Genomic DNA, 16,737 nt, shown 5'->3' on the forward strand with positions numbered 1-16,737 from the left:
CGTCACGCCAGCCGCAGCCCCATCCCCAGGGAGTCGGGCGCGGTCTCGGTGAACCCGTGCCGCGTGTACAGGCGGCGACCCGGCGCGTCCGCCAGCAGGTTGACCCAGGCCCCCGGCGGGGCGTCCGCGCGGACCCGCGCGAGCAGCGCGCTCAGCACCGCGTCACCGATGCCGCGGCGCTGGTGGGCGGGCAGCACCGCCATGTCGATGACGTGGAAGTACCAGCCGCCGTCCCCGAGCACCCGGCCCATGCCGACCACGGCGCCCGACTCGTCGTGCACCGCGTGGCAGGCCGCCCACGCCCCGTCGAGACCGGCACGAGCCTGGTCCTCGGTGGGCGACGAGAGCCCGGCAGCACGACGTAGATGCAGGTAGTCCGCGAGCGGTGGCGGACCCATCACCAGGCTGTACCCGTTCTCCACGCCAGCAAGCCTCTCATCGGCGCTCCCCCGACGTGCCGTCGGCCCGGCTCCGGCGCATCATCGAACCGAGTTCACCGGACGAGCTCAGACGAGCCCACGGCACGAGGGAGACACCATGACCGAGCAGAGCACCCCGATCCCCGACGACCCCCGCGCCCACACCGAGGAGCCCGCGGAGGGTGACATCACCGACGTCGAGGGCGACGTCGCGCGCGAGCACTCGACGGATCCCGCCGAGGGCGCGACCGACGCGGCCGAGGGCGCCTGACGGCGGGCGTCGGTCCCGCGACCCCACGCTCACGCGCCGCGAGACCGACGGCGCCAGCAGCTCTTCGCCCCGACGACGTAGGTTGGACCTCCGCACGTCGGAGGTACGAGGGAGCGAGACGTCGTGACAGACACACCGGCGACAGACGAGATCGCCGCCGCCGAGCACCACCACGGCGCCATCGCGCGCCGCGTGGACGCGCTGCACCGGCGCGTCGACCACCTCCCCGGCGGTCGGACGGCGCTGCGCGTGCTGGTGGCGTGCGTCGGCGGGGCGTTCATCCTCGCCGGTGCCGCGATGCTCGTCCTGCCGGGCCCCGGGTGGCTGACCATCTTCCTCGGGCTCGCCATCCTCGGCACCGAGTTCAGCTTCGCCCGTCGCATCAACGACTGGCTCCGCACCCAGGTACGCCGGATGTGGGCCTGGTGGAAGGCCCGACGCGGCAAGGACGGGGCCGTCAGCGGCGCGTGATGCGCAGGTGCACGGTCACCTCGTCGTCGACCTCGACGTCCTCCGCCCGCCGCACCGCCTGCTTGACGGGCACCACGTAGAGCTCGTCCTTGCGGAACATCGCGGTCTCGAACTCGGTCCCACCGATCCGCGCGACGACGGGGATCATGCCCCAGCCGTAGGTGACCTCGGACGCGATGGCACGGATGTCGGCGCTCTCCTCGTCCGGCACGGTGACGAAGTGGTACGGCGCCGGGCCCCGCCAGTAGAAGATCGGGCCCGTCACGCTCACGTCCATCCCGGCGGACCGGGTGCCGCCGCGGCTCACCGGGCGATGACCGACAGGACGTTGCCCGCGGGGTCGGTGAACCAGGCGATCTCCGGGCCGCCCTTGCGGAAGACGAAGTCCTCGTCGGTCTCGCCGGGCGTCCCCTCGTAGCGCTCGAACCGGACGCCCCGGCCGCGCAGCTCCGCGACCGTGGCAGCCACGTCGTCGACCGGGAAGTTGAGCACCGTGAACGTCGCCGGCACGTGCGCCTCGCCCTTGGGGTAGACGAGCACGTGGTGTCCGTCCGCGAAGCGGAGCGTGAGCATGCCGTGGGCCTGCTCGGTGTCGATGCCGAGCACGTCGCCGTAGAAGGCCGCGGCGGCGGGAACGTCGTCGGTGGAGAAGCCGCTGAACGACTCGGTGAACCCCGCCATGGTCGTGCTCCTTCGTCCCGGGTCGCGGCCGTGGCCGCCGTCCTCACAGCGTGGCCCGTCGTGCCCGCCCGCGCGAGGCCTCCGCGGCGACCGCCGCCCACTCGCCCTGCAAGCCCCGTCTTCGAGGTGCCCCTGCGGGGCTAGGTCCGGCGCTACTGTGCGACCACCCGCCCGGACCGCCGGGCACCGCCGAAGGAGAGCGCGCGCCCGATGGCTTCACCCTTGCCGGCCCCCACCCGCACGCTGCTCTTCCTCGCCGCCTCGGTGGTGGTGCTCACGGGCGTCCACGCCGTGCGGGACGTGCTCGCGCCGCTGCTGCTCGCCGCGGTGCTCGTCATCATCGTGCACCCGGTCCGGCACCCGCTCGAACGGCGCGGCTGGCCCCGCTGGGCCGCCACCACCGTGGTCATCGTGGTGGTGTACCTGATCCTGCTCGCGCTGGTCGCGATGCTGGTGTTCGCCGGCATCCGGTTCGGCGCGCTGGTCACCGACTACCTGCCTGAGCTGCGTGCGCAGGTCGCCGACGTCGCGTCGTGGCTCGGCGATCTCGGGGTCGCCCGCTCGTCGGTCGAGGAAGCCACGTCCGCGCTCGAGCCCGCGCAGCTGCTGGGCGTGGCGACCACGCTGAGCAGCGCGGTGGTGGGCGTCCTGGGCGTCCTGTTCGTGGTGGTCAGCTACGTGATCTTCGTGGCGGTCGACGCGGCGCGGTACGAGGACGCCCACGCGCTGTTCGGTGCGACGCACGGCGACGTGCTGGCGCGCGCGACGACCCTCGACCGCGGCGTGCGCCGCTACTTCGTGGTGAGCGCCTCGTTCGGGGCCGTGGTCGCTGTGATCGACGGGTTCGCGTTGTGGGCGCTCGGCGTGCCCGCGCCCGCCGTCTGGGCGGTGCTCGCGTTCGTCACCAACTTCATCCCGAACATCGGCTTCGTCATCGGCGTCATCCCGCCCACCCTGCTCGCCCTGGTGGTGGGCGGCTGGCCGCTCGCGCTCGCCGTGATCGCCGTCTACAGCGCGGTCAACGTGGTGCTCCAGGTGCTGGTGCAGCCCAAGTTCGTCGCGGACGCGGTCAACATCACGGTGACGCTGAGCTTCGCGTCGGTGATCTTCTGGACGCTGATCATCGGCCCGCTGGGAGCGATCCTGGCGGTGCCGCTCACGCTGCTGGCCCGCGCCGTGCTGCTCCCGAGCGGCCCCTCGAGCGCCTGGTACTCGTGGCTGACAGGCGACGAGGTGGCCCGTCTGGAGCCCGCTGCCGACCCGGGGCCCGTGCCCGAGCCGCCCGCTACGGCCTGACGGGCGACGGCGGGGAGGGGTCGGGGATCTCGTGCGGGCGGTACCGCGGCAGCCGGCTCGCCGGCGCGATGGCGATCGCGCTGAGCCCCGCGAGCACCAGGAGCCCCAGCTGGAGCGCGTCGAGCCGGGCGTCCGTGTTGACCTGGACGGCCGCGTCCACCTGCGCGGGGGTGGCGTCCGTCCCCTCGAGCACGGTGCGAAGGTTGTCGTTGCTCACGAAGTTGATGTCGTCGAGGTTGACCTGCGCGACGAGCTCCGGGGTCAGGTCGGGGTGCGCGAGCACCGCCTGGCCCACGTTGAGGCTCAGGATCGTGACCAGCAGGGCTCCGGCGAACGCCGTGCCGACGGCCGAGGCGAGGTTCTGCGTCGTCCCGCGCACGGAGCCGACGTCGCCCGCCAGCTCGCGCGGTGACGCGGTGACCAGGACGTTGAAGACGAGGGTGACGAGCGCGCCCTGGCCCACGCCGAACACGAAGAGCCCGAGGATGGTGGGTAGCGTCTCCCAGTTGTTGGTGACCACGAAGGCGAGCCACACCAGCGCCACGGTGGTGAGCGTGAAGGAGAAGACCCCGATGGTCCGCGGCGGGAACCGCTTGTAGAACCGCACGATGAGCGTCGCGGTGACGAAGACCGTGAGGTTGAACGGCATCATCGCCAGAGCGGTGTCGAACGCGCTGCGGCCCTGCACGATCTGGATGTAGAGCGGCACCGTGAAGTTCAGCGCCGCCTCCATCGCCACGACGATGAACATCGCGTACACGGCCGCACGCTCGCGGGAGGACCGGAGCACGGACAGGCTCACCAGCGGGATGTGACCCGCCCGCGTCCGCCGTCGGGTCCAGACGAAGAACTGCTGGCCCAGCACGATGCCGACCACGATGAACACCGGCGCCGGCGACAGCCCGAGGACGTCGAACGGGGCCGCGTCCCGGGCGAGCAGGATGCCCCAGCCGTTGAGGTTGTTGAACCCGAGCGTCAGCAGCACGATCGCGGCGCCGATCAGCACCGCCGCCACCGCGTCGATCCGGATGCCCGGGTCGCCCTTGTCCGAGCGCAGGCGGAAGCTCAGCACGAAGACGGCGACCGCGAGCCCGAGCACGATGCCGAACACCGGGCGCCAGCCGACGAGCGTGCCGAGCGCGCCGCCGATGAAGAACGCGCTGACGCCGCTGATGGCACGGGCCGAGCCGAGCGAGCCGATTGCGGTCGCCTGCTGGTCGCCCCGGTAGTTCTCCGCGATGAGGGCGACGAGCGAGGGCACGATGATCGCGGCCGAGGCGCCCGCCACCGCCTGTGCGCCGATCACCCACCCGACCGAGGGCGCGAGGACCATCATGAGCGCCGACGCGGCGAACATCGCGACGACGATGCGGAACGCGACGATCCAGCCGATCTTCGCGCCGATCTTCGCGCCGACCATGACGAGCGCGGCCACGGCCAGCCCGTAGGTGACGATCGCGGTGCTCACGGCGGTCGGCGCGACGTCGAAGTCCTCGACCATCCCGCCGAGCGACACGGGCAGAGCGGCCACGTTGAACGACATCAGCATCTGGGCCAGGAACAGGCCCACCATCGGCACCCAGGACGTGCGGACCGGCGTCGGCGACGAGGTCATCGTGCTCCTCCTCCGAGGTGGACGTGCGCCGCGGAGGCGAAGACGTTGAGGCCCAGCACGCGCGAGAGGTAGGCGGTCGCGCGCTGACCGCGCACGCTGTTGCCCGCGGCGTCGAGCCGCGGGGCGAACGTGCCGATCCCCGCCTTGCCCGGCGCAATCGTGACGATGCCACCCGCCACGCCGGACTTGCCCGGCAGGCCGATCTCGAACAGCCACTCGCCCGAGCGCTCGTACAGGCCGTTCGCGGCCAGCACGGCGAGCGTGTCGCGACAGACGGCCGGCGAGACCACCCGCTCGCCGGTCACCGGGTTGACCCCGCCGTCGGCCAGCGTCGCGCCCATCACGGCGAGGTCGCGGGCCGTGACCAGCAGGCTGCACTGCCGGGTGTAGGTGTCGACGACGCGCGCCGGGTCGGTCTGGATGCGCCCGTAGCTCTCGAGCAGCCGGGCGATGGCCCTGTTGCGCTGGTTGGTGCGCACCTCGGAGGCGTAGACCTCCTCGTCGAGAACGAGCGTGCGGCCCGCGAACCGCGAGAGCCCCGCGTGGATCGCGTCCCACTGCTCGTCGGGCGACCCCGGCACCATCGCCGTCGTGGCCAGCGCACCCGCGTTGACCATCGGGTTCATGGGGTGGCCGTCGTTCAGCTCGATGGCGACCACCGAGTTGAAGGCCAGACCGGTGTTGTTGACGCCCACGCGCTCGCGCACCGCGTCGTGCCCGAGCTCCTCGCACACCAGGGCGTACACGAACGCCTTGGAGATCGACTGCACGGAGAACGCGACGTCGGCATCGCCCGCCACGTGCGTCCCGCCGTCCACCTCGATCACCGAGACGCCGAACAGCGCGGGATCGACGGCGGCGAGCGCCGGGATGTAGTCGGCGACCACGCCGTCGTGGTTCTCGCGGCTGCGCTCGTACGCCGCGGCGACGTGCTCGTCGACCCGGTCCCATCCCGGCAGCAGGCCGGTGGAGACGGCTTGGTCGACGTCGTCGACATCCAGGTTCATCGGCACGCCTGCGGCTCGGGCACTCCTGATCCGACCACAGAAGTCCGATCTGCGTCGAGGGTCCCGTTCAGATCCCGTCGATCAACGCGCGCAACGCGGCGACGTGCTCCGCGAGGGCGCCCCGGCCGCGCGACGTGAGCGCGATCCACGTGGTGCGCCGTCCGCGGTGGGTGCCCTTGCGGCTGGTCACGTACCCGGCCGTCCCCAGGGCGGAGACGTGCTTGGACAGGACCGAGTCGCTCACGTCCAGCCGGTCGCGGAGCGTCGCGAACTCTGCCTCGGTGACGGCGGTGAGCGTGGTCATGAGCACGAGTCGGGCAGGCGGGTTGATCAGGGGGTCGATCGCGCTCACGACGAGGACACCACGAGGAGCACGAGCCCGACGACGGCGACGAGCCCGACGAGCACGAGCAGGGCGGTCGACTCCGCACCCGCCCGCTCCGCCGGCTGGTCCCGATAGCGGCGCAGCCACCGCCGCCCCGCCAGGGCGTACGCCGTGCCCGCCGCGAGCGCCAGCAGCCCGACGAGCCACCACACCTCGCGGCTCGCGGCGAGGTAGGTCGTGGCGGCGCCGACCGCGTAGGCGATCGACGCCGCGGCGTCGGTGCCGAGCACCGCCCGGCTCGTGAAGCCGTCCAGCCGGACGCCGTTGCGACGGCGGAAGCGCACCAGCTCGACCGCCGCCGCGACGCCGAACACGAGGACGCCGGCCACGAGGACCCCACGCGCCCACGCGTCGGCCACCGCGAGTCCGAGCGCCATGGTCGCGACCTGCACCGCGACGGCCGCGCCGATGACCACGTCGTGCCCGGGCGGGGTGACCAACGAGTGCGCCAGGCCGGCACGCGCCTGCTCGGACGCCCGGAGCGCCTCCGCGGCATCCTGCGGTCGAGGACCCGTTTCCATAGTGGAAAGTTAGACCCGTGCTTTCCAGTTTGGCAAGTAGCGGGTGTCACACATCCGGCCCGGCCGGTGTCTTCATGCCGACCCACCGACGAAGGAGGAGACATGACCAGCACCACCCGGATCCCTGCCGCGGAGATCACCGGCCTGTACGGCGCCGTCGTGAAGCGAGTGAGCACCAGGATGCTCGGCCAGGTGCCCGAGGCGCTCGGCGTGCTGTGGCACAGCAAGCCGGTGCTGAAGTTCAGCCTCGGCCTCGGCCAGAGGTCGGCGCGGTGGAAGGCCTGCGACGAGGACCTCAAGTCGTACGCCCACATGGCCGTGGCGTCCCTCATCGGCTGCACGTGGTGCCTCGACTTCGGCTACTTCCAGGCGCACAACGCGGGCCTGGACGTCTCGAAGGCGCGCGAGGTGCCGCGCTGGCGGGAGTCGGACGTGTTCACCGGGCTGGAGCGCGACGTCCTCGAGTACGCCGAGGCGATGTCCCAGACGCCACCCACGGTGACCGACGCGCTCTCGGCGAGGCTGCTCGAGCAGCTCGGCGCCACCGCCCTCGTCGAGCTCACCGAGTGGATCTCGCTCGCCAACCTCTACTCGCGCACCAACGTCGCGCTCGGCATCGAGTCGCAGGGCTTCGCCGCGTCGTGCGACCTCGCCCCGCTCGCGCAGCCGAGCGGCGTAGCGTCGCGCGCATGAGCGAGGACCCCTTCGTCGCCCACCGCAGCCTGCTCTTCACCGTCGCGTACGAGATGCTCGGGTCGGCCGCCGACGCCGAGGACGTGGTGCAGGAGGCGTGGCTGCGGTGGGCCGACCTCGACGACGCGGCGCGGGGCCGGGTGCTCGAGCCCCGCGCGTACCTGGTCCGCATCGTCACCCGGCTCGCGCTCAACCGGCTGCGGACGCTGGCCCGACGGCGCGAGGACTACGTGGGCGAATGGCTGCCCGAGCCGCTGCTGACCAGTCCCGACGTGGCGGACGACCACGAGCTCGCCGAGAGCGTGTCGTTCGCGCTGCTCACCGTGCTCGAGACGCTGGCGCCGACCGAGCGCGCGGTGTTCGTGCTGCGCGAGGCGTTCGGGGCGCCCTACGACGAGGTGGCCGAGGCGGTCGGCAAGTCGCCGGCCGCCGTGCGGCAGATCGCCCATCGTGCCCGTGAGCACGTCGCGGCACGTCGACCGCGGCACCGGGTGAGCCCCGCCGAGCAGGCCGCCGTGGTCGACCGCTTCCTCGCCGCCGTGCGCGGCGGCGACCTGCAGGAGCTGCTCGACGTGCTGGCGCCCGACGTCGTGATCGTGGCCGACGGTGGCGGCGTGGTCTCGGCGGCGCTCCGGCCGATCGTCGGGAGCACCAAGGTGGCCACGTTCCTGAGCAAGCTGGCCGAGCTCAACAGCGCGTTCGAGGCCGCGCCCGTGTGGCTCAACGGCAGCCCGTCCGCGCGGGTCGACCTCGGCGGCGAGCTCAACACCGTGATGAGCCTGGTGATCGAGGACGGGCGGATCAGCCGCATCTACGCGGTGCGCAACCCGCACAAGATGAGCCGCCTCGACGCCGAGACCGTGCTGAGCAGGTGACCGAGCAGTGCGCTCAGCGCGCGGCCGCCCACTCGAAGCCATCGGGGTCGACGAACGGCCCCGCGTCGCCCCCGATGGTCAGGCGGTGCGAGCCCGCGCCGTCGGGTGCCACGCCGGCGTCCTTGGCCAGGGACTTGCGGCCGTAGAGCGCGAAGGCGATGGGGCTCGTGCCGGTGTCGAACTCCGCGTACTTCTTGCCGAAGCTCTTGGCCACCGTCAGCCCCTGGTCGGCGTAGAACTTCTTGCTCGCCGCCACGTCGTCCGCGCCGATCAGCAGCACCACCTTCTCGATGGTCCCGTCGTCGGGCTCGCTGTCCTTCTTGGAGGTGGTCGCGATCTTCCAGATGGCGCCGTCCGGCGCCTGGACGACGCCGCCGTACCCCCAGAAGGACTTCTGGACGGGCTTGAGCTCGGTGGCGCCGGCCGCGAGCGCGGAGGCGACGAGCCTGCGGACCGCCGCGGGCTGGGACACGCTGAGCGAGAGCGTGTAGGCCCGGAAGCCGGTCGTGGACGCGTCCGCGGGCTGCAGGCGGACGCGCGGGCCGAGCCCGAACGCCGCGTCGTAGAACCGCTGGGCCGCGTCGATGTCGTCGACGTGAAGGGTGATGGAGTCGATGGAGGTCATGTCCATGACGCTAGGTGGGGCCCCGTGCGCGACGCTTCTTCGATCCTGCTCGGTTCGCGCTGACTAGGGTGTGGACGTGACGAGCACCGAGCGGCCCACCGTGGAGATGTGGACCGACGGGGCCTGCAAGGGCAACCCCGGCGTCGGCGGCTGGGGGGCGTGGATGCGCTACGGCGACCACGAGCGTGAGCTGTTCGGCGGTGAGGAGCTGACCACCAACAACCGCATGGAGCTCACGGCCGTCATCGAGGGGCTGCGCGCGCTGACGCGCCCGTGCGACGTGGTCCTCCACGTCGACTCCACCTACGTGATGAACGGCCTGACCAAGTGGCTCGCCGGCTGGAAGCGCAACGGGTGGCGCACCGGGGACAAGAAGCCGGTCAAGAACCAGGAGCTGTGGCAGGCGCTCGACGCCGAGGTCGCGCGGCACACCGTGACGTGGCTGTGGGTCAAGGGCCACGCCGGCGACCCGGGCAACGAGCGGGCCGACCAGCTCGCCAACCGCGGCGTCGAGCTGGTGCGCGCGCGGGGCTGAACCACCCTCGGGTCGGTCGTGTGGGCGGCCCGTGCCACGGTGGATCGATGGAGATCACACGGCTACAGCCTCCCGGGCTCGTGCAGAGCCCCGCGTTCAGCCACGTCGCCGTCGTCCCCGCGGGCGCGACGACCATCTACGTCGGCGGCCAGAACGGCGTCGACGCCACCGGCGCGGTCGTCTCGGACGACGTCGCCGAGCAGTCCGTCCGCGCGGTCGAGAACGTCGCGGTCGCGCTCGAGGCGGCCGGTGCCACGCTCGCGGACGTGGTGCAGTGGACGGTGCTCATCGCCGCCGACGCCGACCTTCGGGCCGCCTACGGCGCCGTCGCGCCCCGGCTCGCGGGGCCGGGAAAGCCTCCGCTCGTCACCGCGGCGGTCGTCGCCGCCCTGGGCGTACCGGGCGCGCTGATCGAGGTGAGCGCGGTCGCGGCGACCGTGCCCGCGTAGCACCGCCGGGACGCGAGGACGGGCGGCTCCGCGTGCTGCGGTCACCGCCCGCCCTCGTCCTGCGCTGTCCTGACCTGCCCCGTTCTCAGTAGAGGATCGACGCCTTGCCCCTCGGCCAGGCGAGGGTGGCGTAGATCTGCGTCATCGCCGCCTGGTCGAGCAGGGTCGTCGGTGCGCCGTCCACCGGGAACAGGTCGGTGGCCGGGTCACGCACGTCCGCCCACTGGTTGTCGGCGTAGGCCTGCATCGCGTCGCGGTAGACGTGGCCGCCGGTGATGGACTCGAGCAGCAGCAGGTTCTTGAAGTAGATCGAGTTGAAGAACATCGGCTGCCGCTCGAGGCGCCCGTCCTGGGCGTAGAAGGCCAGCGACTTCGACGCGATCGCCTTCGCCTGCTTGAGGTAGGCGCGGTCGCCGGTGGCCTGGTACAGCAGGGCGTGCGCACCCAGCGACACGCCCTGGTTGTACGACCACTGGGTCTTCTCGATGGTGCCGTCGAGACCGATGTGGTCCCAGTAGAGCCCGTTCGGCGCCAGCAGGTGCTTGTCCGTCCACGCGACGCTGCGCTGCGCCCAGTCCAGGTAGGACTTCTTCTTGGTGATCAGGTAGAGCCGCGTGGCGAGCTCGGCCCCGGGCATCGTCGAGACCGTGTTGCGGTCCTGGCTCCACGGCGCCTGCGTCCAGAAGACGCCGCCGGGCGCCGCGTGCGACGCGTCGGTGTCCCAGCCCGAGGCGACGAGGTCGAAGAGGCGCTTCGCGCGGTTCAGCGCAGCGGTGTCACCCGTGGCGAGGTACTCCTGCACCTTCGCGAGCGCGACCCACTCGTTGTCGTCGTAGAACATGTCGCCGCCCTGGCCTCGCGGGGGGCGCACGTAGGAGTCGTAGCCGGGCAGGCCGGTGCTGCCGCCGCCCGCGTTCCAGTAGCGCTCCTGGCCGACCTTGCGATCGGCGAGGTCGTCGGTGAACGACCGGCCCACCCGGCCGGGGATCCCGGTGAGGTCGAGCGTCGCGACGTGCGCCTGCGAGAAGGGCCACTCGTAGGAGTACTTCTGGTCCTCCTCGGTGGGGACGGTGCGCTCGAGGTACAGGCTCGAGCCGTCCACCGTGTAGAGGTACTGCTGCATCGCGGCGTACGCCGCCTGGGCGTGCTCGACGTTCCGGTCGTGCTTCGCCGACGCCGTGGCAGGCACCGCGGCGCCGAGCGAGACGACGAGCGCCGCTCCGGTGGCCAAGGCCGTGGTCGTGAACAGTCGTGTCAGCTTCATTGCTCCCACTCCGTTGTCGAGGGCGCCGACGAGACTCGCCGACCCGACTGAGCATGCCCTGTATGTCTGAATATATCTAGACCTGGATCCGAGCAGCATGTGCTAGATATACCCAAGGACGGCTCGCCGGGCGGTCGGTGCACAGGGATGGCAGATCGTGGACGTAGCGCTCTACGCGAAGGTGTTCGAGGCCCTGCGCGCGCGCATCGAGTCGGGCGAGCTGGCGGTGGGCGACAAGCTCCCGACGCAGGGCGACCTCGCGGCCGAGTTCCGCGTCTCGGTGATCACCGTCAAGCACGCGCTCGCGCTCCTGCAGGAGGCGGGACTGATCGCGCGCCGACCCCGCATCGGCTCGGTCGTGATCAGCGCGTCGAGCACGTCGCCGCGGCCGCGGCAGGCCCTGCCGACCATCGGCTGCATCCTGACCAACTTCGACGACAGCTTCGGCACGCGCGTGCTGCACGGGTTGCTCGACGCCAGCATCGGCACCGCCAACGTGGCGCTGTCGCGCACGGAGGGCTACCACGATCGTGAGCAGCAGCTCATCGCGCAGTACGAGCACCTGGACGGCTTGATCCTGCTGCCCAGCTCCTCGGACTGGATCCCGCCCGCCATCCTCGAGCTCGTCCACCAGCAACGCCCGCTCGTGATCCTCGACCGAGACCTGGTGGGCCTGCCCATCGCGACCGTGTGCTCCGACCACGTCGGGGCCGGCCGGCAGGCAGCGGCGCACCTGTTCGAGCTCGGGCACCGCAACATCGGCCTCGTCACGTCGGCCGGTCGGGTCACCTCGCTCGACGACCGCCACACCGGCTTCGTCTACGCGCATGCCGCGCGCGGGCGGGCGTTCGACCCCCGGCACGAGTTCCGCGACGTGCGGTCCACCGTGCCTCACTCGCAGGCCTCGATGGACGACGACGTCGCCAGGCTCAAGCGGTTCGTGAAGGACAACCCGGACCTGACCGCGTTCGTCGGGGGCGAGTACTCCGTGAGCCTGCTGCTGCGTCGCGCATGCCTCGAGCTCGGCATGCGCGTGCCCCAGGACGTCTCGATCGTCTCCCTCGACTCCCCCGACAACGCGTACGACGACGCGCTGCAGGCGTTCACGCACGTCGCGCAGGACGAGCACGGGCTGGGCCAGGCCGCGCTCGACGGCATCCTGGCGCAGATCGCCACGCCCGGGTCGGTCGTGAAGTCGAACCTGGCGACGACGCTCGTGCTGGGCGAGACGACGCGACCGCTGACCTAGTCGCGGCCCGTCGGGCAGGCTCGCCGGCTGCCGCCGCGTCGGCGACACTCACTCCGCGACGGCTGGCTCTCGGCGGCCACCGAGCAACCCAGACACTCGCGCTGTCGCGACCGCGGCGCCCAGGAGCAGGGCCCATGCCCACGCGGCCGGCCAGTGAGCGGTCGGCTCGGTGAGCGCGGCGCGGAAGACCTCCCGGCCGATCTGCGCGGGCAGCCACGGGTTGTCGTCCAGCCCGTACCCAGGCCTGATGCTGCTGCTGACCACGACGAGGGCAGGCAGCGCGGCCTGCGTCACCCAGCCGACGGCCGCCGCGGGCGCCCATGAGAGCGCGTCCCGCCCGCGCGTGACGGAGGTCCCGAGAAGCAGGCCCACCGCGACGGCGAAGAGCCACGGAGCCGCGGCCGACTGGTCGCCGGGCAGCAGCTGCTCGATCCACCCGGGAAGCAAGACCGCGGGCGCGACGAGCACGATCGGACGCAACCAGACCGGTCCGAACGCCGCGGCAAGACCCGCCACGACACCGCACGTGGTCGCCAGCACGGCGATCACGGTCAGGGCCGCCACCACACGAGGGTCCGAGGCGAACGCACCGGCGGCCGAGCCGGCGGCGGAGCGGGACTGCGCGAGGGCGATCGTGGCGGCCACGGCGACACCTCCGAGCGCTGCACCGGACGCCGCGACGCGCGAACCGGCACCGCGCCGCGCCACCAGGCCTGCGACGACCCCACCCAGGACCGCCATGGTCACCAGCGAGGGAAGGGCTTCGGCGACCAGGGGGACGGCCATCCGCAGCACCGCGACACCCTGGTCCGGCGCGAACGGGCCCCCCGTGAGCACTGCGGTGCGCAGTCCGTGGACGATCCACGGCAGGAACCCGGCCACCCACCAGAGGGTGCCAGCGGCCAGGGCGAGCAGCAGGTTGCGGCGCAGGACGGACATGGCGTCGATCCTGCGATCCGCAGCGACGAGAGTCAAAGAGTCTTATGGTCCCGGAGCGATAGCAAACGCGTATGGTCTGATCATGGACCTGCTCAGGCACCTGCGGTTCTTCGTCGCTGTCGCCGAGGCGCGCCACTTCGGCCAGGCCGCCGTCTCACTCGGCATGAGCCAGCCGCCGCTGTCGCAGGGCATCCAGCGTCTCGAGCGCGAGCTCGGCGTCCGGCTGTTCGATCGCGATGCGCGCGGCGTGAGGATCACCGCGGCCGGCTCGGCTCTGCTGCCGCGAGCAGAGTCGATGCTCGAGGAGGCCGCGGAGCTGAGGGCGCACGCGGGGCGATGGACTGAGCCCGACGAGATCCGCATCGGGTTCGCCGCCGACCTGGAGTCGCAGGTGCCGGCGCTCGTCGCGCGCCTGAGACATGCCGGCTTCACCGTGGCACCGACGGTCGACGGGAGCGTCCCACTGGCCGACTGCGTGCGGGACGGTCAGCTGGACCTCGCCGTGCTCAGGCACCCGATCGTGGTGGACGGGACACGCCCGCGGGAGGTCCGCACCCTCGCCACTCGCCTGGAGGCGCCGCGCGGGTACGGGTTCGACGACTGGGCGCGGATCGACCTGCCTGTCGTCGTACCGCCTCGCCGCCATCACCCAGCGGCCCACGACCAGCTCGTCGACTCCCTGCGTCGTGCGGGCCACAGCGGCGCCGTCATCGAGGAGGCCGACCCTGTGGCGCGCGCCGCCTACGTGGCGGCCGGGCGCGCGGTGCGACTGTCCGTCGGAGATGCCGTCGGCGGGTCGGGCGCGAGCGTGATCCCGCTGCGCGTGCGCGTCGTGCTGCCCGTTCCCGCGGACCGGCGACCGCACGTCGACCTCGAAAGGTGTGCGGTCGCGCTCGAGGCGGGCCTGTGAGCACGGAGGACCGGCTGCGTGAGATCGCCGGCGACGCCGGCATCAGCGTGTGGGTCCACGCCGAGCGGCTCGACGGGCCACCCGGCTCCATCACCCTGGGAGGCGATCATCCGGTCGCCATCGCCTCGCTCTACAAGCTTCCCCTGGCGGTCGCGTGGGCCGACCGCGTGGCGGCGGGCGAGCTCGACCCGTGGGAGCGGCTCACGCTCTCCGCCGGCCGGGTGCCTGGACCCACGGGCATCGCGATGCTCCTCGACGACGTGTCGATCTCGATGCGTGACGCCGTGCGGCTCATGATCGCGGTCTCGGACAACGCGGCGGGCGACGCCATCCTGGCGCGGACGGGTACGGCGTGGCTGCGCGAGTGGCTCGCGACCCACGGGCTGCACGACACGTCTGTGCTGCGCGGGTCGGCTGACACGCTGCGGCTCGTTCAGCGCGACACCGGCGCCTCGAGCACGGCGCTCGCCGAGCGGGCACTCGCGGACGTGGAACACGACGTGCTCACGAGCCAGTACGACGCCGCGCTCGCGAGCTCGTCCACGGCGTCCGACCTGTGCGCGGTCCTGGCGCTGCTCTGGTCACGTCGACACCCGGCGCACGCGGTGGTGCGCGATGCCCTCGCGCACCAAGCGTGGCGGCACCGCGTGGGCTCCGGATTCCCGCACGACGACGTCGCGATCCACGGGAAGACGGGGACGCTGGGCCGACTGCGGCACGAGGCCGCCGTGGTCACGTTCCCCGGTGAGCTCCCCGTCGCGGTGGCGGTCCTCACGCGCTCCGCGCGCGCCGAGCGGCACCTGCCCCGGGTGGACGCGGCGATCGGCGAGCTGGCACGCACGGCCGTGCACCCGCTGCGGCTGGCGGTCAGCCGGGCGCCAGCGCCGGGCTCTCGTCCTGCGCGGGGCCGGTCGCAGTCTCGGGGATGAGCAGCTCGCGGGCCTGCTCGGCCGCGCGCTCGATGCTCTCGCCGACGAAGTCCAGGAAGCGCGCCATGTTCTCGAGGCGCATGGCGGCCGGTGAGTCACGGCCCAGGACGGCGACGCCGTGCCGCGCCGTCTCGGCGAGCTCCGCGTTGGACCGCGCGGCGGCGATCATCGACTGGTACCAGACGCCGCTGTCCGCGACGTAGTGCTCGCGGCGCCCCTCACCGCGCTCGCGGACGACCAGCGCCTGCGACTCGAGCAGGGTGATGGCCTTGGACACGGACGCCGGGCTGACGCCCAGGCGATCCACCAGCTCGGTGGCCGTGAGACTGCCGTCGTCGCTCGTGTAGAGGCAGGTCAGCACGGCGGAGGCCATGCGGGGCAGCCCCGACTGCATGAACAGCGTGGTGAACGTCTCCTGGTACTCGCGGACGGCCGCCGAGTCGCGGGTGCCGGGTGCCTGCTGCGTCCGGCTCGTCGTGGGAACGCGACGCCGGTGCGCACGCCGCTCGGTCGCGCGGTGCGCCAGGTCGGCGCGGTACGACGTGGGGCCGCCGTTGCGCATCACCTCGCGCGTGACGGTCGACGTCGGGCGGTCGAGACGCCGCGCGATCTGGGCGTACGCGAGCCCCTCGGCCAGGCCGAGCGCGATCTGCTGCCGTTCCTGCTGGGTGAGCCTGCCTCCGGGCACGTGATGCCTCCTCTCATCTCCCGCCACCGTAGCGTTCACCTGCCACCGAATGCAACGCGTTACATCGCGAATATTGCGTTGCGCGCGCTTCCGTTGCAACGATTTAGCGCTTTTGATCTGCGGGGATATCCGCTCATTGCAAAATGCCTGTTGCTCGCAGTGCACGAGCCGTCGTAGCGTTTCGGGCATTGGAAATCACGATTGACTGAGTTCAGGAGCCGAGAACCATGACCACCTTCGAGACACCCACCCCCATCCGAGCCGTCCTCGACCTGCCGGGGGCACACCTGCGGCTGATCGCCGCCGAGCGCGTCAGCACGACCGTCGAGGTGCTGCCCGCGAACGCCGGCAAGAGCCGCGACGTCAAGGCGGCCGACCGCACCGAGGTCGAGCTCCGCGACGGTGTGCTGCGCATGTCCATCCCCGTCCAGCACCGGCTCATCGGGCCGAGCGGCGAGGTCGAGGTGACGATCCAGCTCCCCGCAGGCTCGCACGTCGAGGCGATCGGCGCGGCCGAGGTCCGCGGCGTCGGACGCCTGGGCGACGTGCGGACGACAGGTTCGTACCGCACGGTGAAGCTCGACGAGGCCGCCGACGTCCACCTCGACGCGGCCACCGGAGACATCACGGTCGGACGCCTGACCGGCGCCGCGGAGATCACCACGACGCAGGGCGACATCAGCATCGCCGAGGCGGAGCGCGGCTCCCTGGTGCTGCGGACCGCCGCCGGCAGCGTGACGGTGGGCGTCGCCGCCGGATCCAGCGCGACGCTCGACGCCGGCACCGCCTACGGGCGCATCCAGAACGGGCTCCGCAACACGGGCGGCACGCCGGACGTGCAGATCCACGCGACGACGTCCTCCGGCGACATCGCCGCCCACAGCCTCTGAGCCGATCCGCTCACCCCCGATCGCA

General features: G+C 72.2%; 22 protein-coding genes. 11 read left to right on the top strand and 11 right to left on the bottom strand.

Features of this window, described 5'->3' with window-relative positions; translation table 11 throughout:
- Nucleotides 1-2: 2 nt before the first annotated feature.
- Nucleotides 3-422: a GNAT family N-acetyltransferase gene (locus tag QRT05_RS01875; RefSeq protein ID WP_289444700.1), complete on the bottom strand. Its 420-nt coding sequence runs from the start codon at nucleotides 420-422 to the stop codon at nucleotides 3-5.
- A 115-nt stretch (nucleotides 423-537) separates the two neighbouring features.
- Between QRT05_RS01875 and QRT05_RS01880 the strand changes: the two genes are divergently transcribed.
- Complete coding sequence (locus QRT05_RS01880; RefSeq protein ID WP_289444703.1) at nucleotides 538-690, top strand: hypothetical protein; 153 nt, start codon at nucleotides 538-540, stop codon at nucleotides 688-690.
- Nucleotides 691-813: 123 nt separating this feature from the next.
- Complete coding sequence (locus QRT05_RS01885) at nucleotides 814-1,161, top strand: PGPGW domain-containing protein (protein ID WP_289444705.1); 348 nt, start codon at nucleotides 814-816, stop codon at nucleotides 1,159-1,161.
- On the opposite strand, the gene QRT05_RS01890 is transcribed toward QRT05_RS01885, so the two are convergent.
- Together QRT05_RS01890 and QRT05_RS01895 are read right to left on the bottom strand one after the other, a co-directional pair.
- Entirely contained in the window at nucleotides 1,148-1,426 is a 279-nt protein-coding gene (locus tag QRT05_RS01890) for a DUF1905 domain-containing protein (protein ID WP_289444708.1), read from the bottom strand. The two genes, QRT05_RS01885 and QRT05_RS01890, sit on opposite strands and share 14 nt — an antisense overlap.
- Before the next feature lie 38 nt (nucleotides 1,427-1,464).
- A complete protein-coding gene (locus QRT05_RS01895; protein ID WP_289444711.1) occupies nucleotides 1,465-1,842 on the bottom strand; it encodes a VOC family protein in 378 nt (125 codons plus the stop codon).
- 210 nt (nucleotides 1,843-2,052) lie between these two features.
- Here QRT05_RS01895 and QRT05_RS01900 point away from each other — a divergent pair, with 210 nt between their 5' ends.
- Entirely contained in the window at nucleotides 2,053-3,138 is a 1,086-nt protein-coding gene (locus QRT05_RS01900) for an AI-2E family transporter (RefSeq protein ID WP_289444714.1), read from the top strand.
- On the opposite strand, the gene QRT05_RS01905 is transcribed toward QRT05_RS01900, so the two are convergent.
- The 4 genes from QRT05_RS01905 to QRT05_RS01920 all read right to left on the bottom strand — a co-directional run bounded on the left by QRT05_RS01905 (nucleotide 3,128) and on the right by QRT05_RS01920 (nucleotide 6,666).
- Nucleotides 3,128-4,753 (bottom strand): MFS transporter, encoded by a 1,626-nt coding sequence (locus QRT05_RS01905; protein WP_289444717.1) that lies wholly within the window; start codon nucleotides 4,751-4,753, stop codon nucleotides 3,128-3,130. The genes QRT05_RS01900 and QRT05_RS01905 overlap by 11 nt on opposite strands.
- On the bottom strand, nucleotides 4,750-5,760 hold the full coding sequence (gene glsA, locus QRT05_RS01910; RefSeq protein ID WP_289444719.1) for a glutaminase A: 1,011 nt from the start codon (nucleotides 5,758-5,760) through the stop codon (nucleotides 4,750-4,752). The genes QRT05_RS01905 and glsA overlap by 4 nt, the downstream gene beginning before the upstream one ends.
- Before the next feature lie 67 nt (nucleotides 5,761-5,827).
- The gene (locus tag QRT05_RS01915) at nucleotides 5,828-6,112 is read right to left on the bottom strand and encodes a transcriptional regulator (RefSeq protein ID WP_289444723.1); all 285 of its coding nucleotides are present in this window, start codon (nucleotides 6,110-6,112) and stop codon (nucleotides 5,828-5,830) included.
- On the bottom strand, nucleotides 6,109-6,666 hold the full coding sequence (locus tag QRT05_RS01920; RefSeq protein WP_289444725.1) for a hypothetical protein: 558 nt from the start codon (nucleotides 6,664-6,666) through the stop codon (nucleotides 6,109-6,111). The genes QRT05_RS01915 and QRT05_RS01920 overlap by 4 nt, the downstream gene beginning before the upstream one ends.
- A gap of 102 nt (nucleotides 6,667-6,768) precedes the next feature.
- Between QRT05_RS01920 and QRT05_RS01925 the strand changes: the two genes are divergently transcribed.
- The gene (locus tag QRT05_RS01925) at nucleotides 6,769-7,359 is read left to right on the top strand and encodes a carboxymuconolactone decarboxylase family protein (RefSeq protein ID WP_289444726.1); all 591 of its coding nucleotides are present in this window, start codon (nucleotides 6,769-6,771) and stop codon (nucleotides 7,357-7,359) included.
- Nucleotides 7,356-8,234: an RNA polymerase sigma-70 factor gene (locus QRT05_RS01930; RefSeq protein ID WP_289444729.1), complete on the top strand. Its 879-nt coding sequence runs from the start codon at nucleotides 7,356-7,358 to the stop codon at nucleotides 8,232-8,234. Before QRT05_RS01925 ends, QRT05_RS01930 begins: the two co-directional genes overlap by 4 nt.
- A 13-nt stretch (nucleotides 8,235-8,247) precedes the next feature.
- Here QRT05_RS01930 and QRT05_RS01935 read toward each other — a convergent pair whose 3' ends face one another.
- On the bottom strand, nucleotides 8,248-8,859 hold the full coding sequence (locus QRT05_RS01935) for a VOC family protein (RefSeq protein ID WP_289444731.1): 612 nt from the start codon (nucleotides 8,857-8,859) through the stop codon (nucleotides 8,248-8,250).
- Nucleotides 8,860-8,965: 106 nt separating this feature from the next.
- Here QRT05_RS01935 and rnhA point away from each other — a divergent pair, with 106 nt between their 5' ends.
- On the top strand, nucleotides 8,966-9,394 hold the full coding sequence (rnhA, locus tag QRT05_RS01940; RefSeq protein WP_289446092.1) for a ribonuclease HI: 429 nt from the start codon (nucleotides 8,966-8,968) through the stop codon (nucleotides 9,392-9,394).
- A 47-nt stretch (nucleotides 9,395-9,441) separates the two neighbouring features.
- The gene (locus QRT05_RS01945) at nucleotides 9,442-9,843 is read left to right on the top strand and encodes a RidA family protein (protein ID WP_289444733.1); all 402 of its coding nucleotides are present in this window, start codon (nucleotides 9,442-9,444) and stop codon (nucleotides 9,841-9,843) included.
- Between the two features lie 85 nt (nucleotides 9,844-9,928).
- Here QRT05_RS01945 and QRT05_RS01950 read toward each other — a convergent pair whose 3' ends face one another.
- Nucleotides 9,929-11,107, bottom strand: coding sequence for a glycoside hydrolase family 76 protein (locus QRT05_RS01950; protein WP_289444735.1), 1,179 nt, complete (start codon nucleotides 11,105-11,107; stop codon nucleotides 9,929-9,931).
- Between the two features lie 157 nt (nucleotides 11,108-11,264).
- Here QRT05_RS01950 and QRT05_RS01955 point away from each other — a divergent pair, with 157 nt between their 5' ends.
- Nucleotides 11,265-12,356: a GntR family transcriptional regulator gene (locus QRT05_RS01955; RefSeq protein ID WP_289444738.1), complete on the top strand. Its 1,092-nt coding sequence runs from the start codon at nucleotides 11,265-11,267 to the stop codon at nucleotides 12,354-12,356.
- A gap of 48 nt (nucleotides 12,357-12,404) precedes the next feature.
- Here the strand turns inward: QRT05_RS01955 and QRT05_RS01960 are convergent, their stop codons facing one another.
- Nucleotides 12,405-13,295, bottom strand: a complete 891-nt coding sequence (locus QRT05_RS01960) for a hypothetical protein (RefSeq protein ID WP_289444739.1) — start codon at nucleotides 13,293-13,295, stop codon at nucleotides 12,405-12,407.
- A gap of 82 nt (nucleotides 13,296-13,377) precedes the next feature.
- Between QRT05_RS01960 and QRT05_RS01965 the strand changes: the two genes are divergently transcribed.
- Both QRT05_RS01965 and QRT05_RS01970 read left to right on the top strand, forming a co-directional pair.
- Nucleotides 13,378-14,205, top strand: a complete 828-nt coding sequence (locus tag QRT05_RS01965; RefSeq protein ID WP_289444740.1) for a LysR family transcriptional regulator — start codon at nucleotides 13,378-13,380, stop codon at nucleotides 14,203-14,205.
- Nucleotides 14,202-15,134: a serine hydrolase gene (locus QRT05_RS01970; RefSeq protein ID WP_289444741.1), complete on the top strand. Its 933-nt coding sequence runs from the start codon at nucleotides 14,202-14,204 to the stop codon at nucleotides 15,132-15,134. Before QRT05_RS01965 ends, QRT05_RS01970 begins: the two co-directional genes overlap by 4 nt.
- Here QRT05_RS01970 and QRT05_RS01975 read toward each other — a convergent pair.
- A complete protein-coding gene (locus QRT05_RS01975) occupies nucleotides 15,073-15,822 on the bottom strand; it encodes a GbsR/MarR family transcriptional regulator (RefSeq protein ID WP_289444742.1) in 750 nt (249 codons plus the stop codon). The two genes, QRT05_RS01970 and QRT05_RS01975, sit on opposite strands and share 62 nt — an antisense overlap.
- Before the next feature lie 227 nt (nucleotides 15,823-16,049).
- Here QRT05_RS01975 and QRT05_RS01980 point away from each other — a divergent pair, with 227 nt between their 5' ends.
- Nucleotides 16,050-16,712 (top strand): DUF4097 family beta strand repeat-containing protein, encoded by a 663-nt coding sequence (locus QRT05_RS01980; protein WP_289444743.1) that lies wholly within the window; start codon nucleotides 16,050-16,052, stop codon nucleotides 16,710-16,712.
- Nucleotides 16,713-16,737 lie beyond the last annotated feature (25 nt).

The sequence above is a fragment of the Cellulomonas edaphi genome (assembly GCF_030362815.1).
Classification (GTDB): domain Bacteria; phylum Actinomycetota; class Actinomycetes; order Actinomycetales; family Cellulomonadaceae; genus Cellulomonas; species Cellulomonas edaphi.

Coding starts and splice junctions, on each gene's coding strand:
- QRT05_RS01880 (WP_289444703.1), top strand. CDS start 538: ATGACCGAGCAGAGCACCCCGATCCCCGACGACCCCCGCGCCCACACC.
- QRT05_RS01895 (WP_289444711.1), bottom strand. CDS start 1,842: ATGGCGGGGTTCACCGAGTCGTTCAGCGGCTTCTCCACCGACGACGTT.
- QRT05_RS01900 (WP_289444714.1), top strand. CDS start 2,053: ATGGCTTCACCCTTGCCGGCCCCCACCCGCACGCTGCTCTTCCTCGCC.
- QRT05_RS01905 (WP_289444717.1), bottom strand. CDS start 4,753: ATGACCTCGTCGCCGACGCCGGTCCGCACGTCCTGGGTGCCGATGGTG.
- glsA (WP_289444719.1), bottom strand. CDS start 5,760: ATGAACCTGGATGTCGACGACGTCGACCAAGCCGTCTCCACCGGCCTG.
- QRT05_RS01920 (WP_289444725.1), bottom strand. CDS start 6,666: ATGGAAACGGGTCCTCGACCGCAGGATGCCGCGGAGGCGCTCCGGGCG.
- QRT05_RS01925 (WP_289444726.1), top strand. CDS start 6,769: ATGACCAGCACCACCCGGATCCCTGCCGCGGAGATCACCGGCCTGTAC.
- QRT05_RS01930 (WP_289444729.1), top strand. CDS start 7,356: ATGAGCGAGGACCCCTTCGTCGCCCACCGCAGCCTGCTCTTCACCGTC.
- QRT05_RS01935 (WP_289444731.1), bottom strand. CDS start 8,859: ATGACCTCCATCGACTCCATCACCCTTCACGTCGACGACATCGACGCG.
- rnhA (WP_289446092.1), top strand. CDS start 8,966: ATGTGGACCGACGGGGCCTGCAAGGGCAACCCCGGCGTCGGCGGCTGG.
- QRT05_RS01945 (WP_289444733.1), top strand. CDS start 9,442: ATGGAGATCACACGGCTACAGCCTCCCGGGCTCGTGCAGAGCCCCGCG.
- QRT05_RS01950 (WP_289444735.1), bottom strand. CDS start 11,107: ATGAAGCTGACACGACTGTTCACGACCACGGCCTTGGCCACCGGAGCG.
- QRT05_RS01960 (WP_289444739.1), bottom strand. CDS start 13,295: ATGTCCGTCCTGCGCCGCAACCTGCTGCTCGCCCTGGCCGCTGGCACC.
- QRT05_RS01965 (WP_289444740.1), top strand. CDS start 13,378: ATGGACCTGCTCAGGCACCTGCGGTTCTTCGTCGCTGTCGCCGAGGCG.
- QRT05_RS01980 (WP_289444743.1), top strand. CDS start 16,050: ATGACCACCTTCGAGACACCCACCCCCATCCGAGCCGTCCTCGACCTG.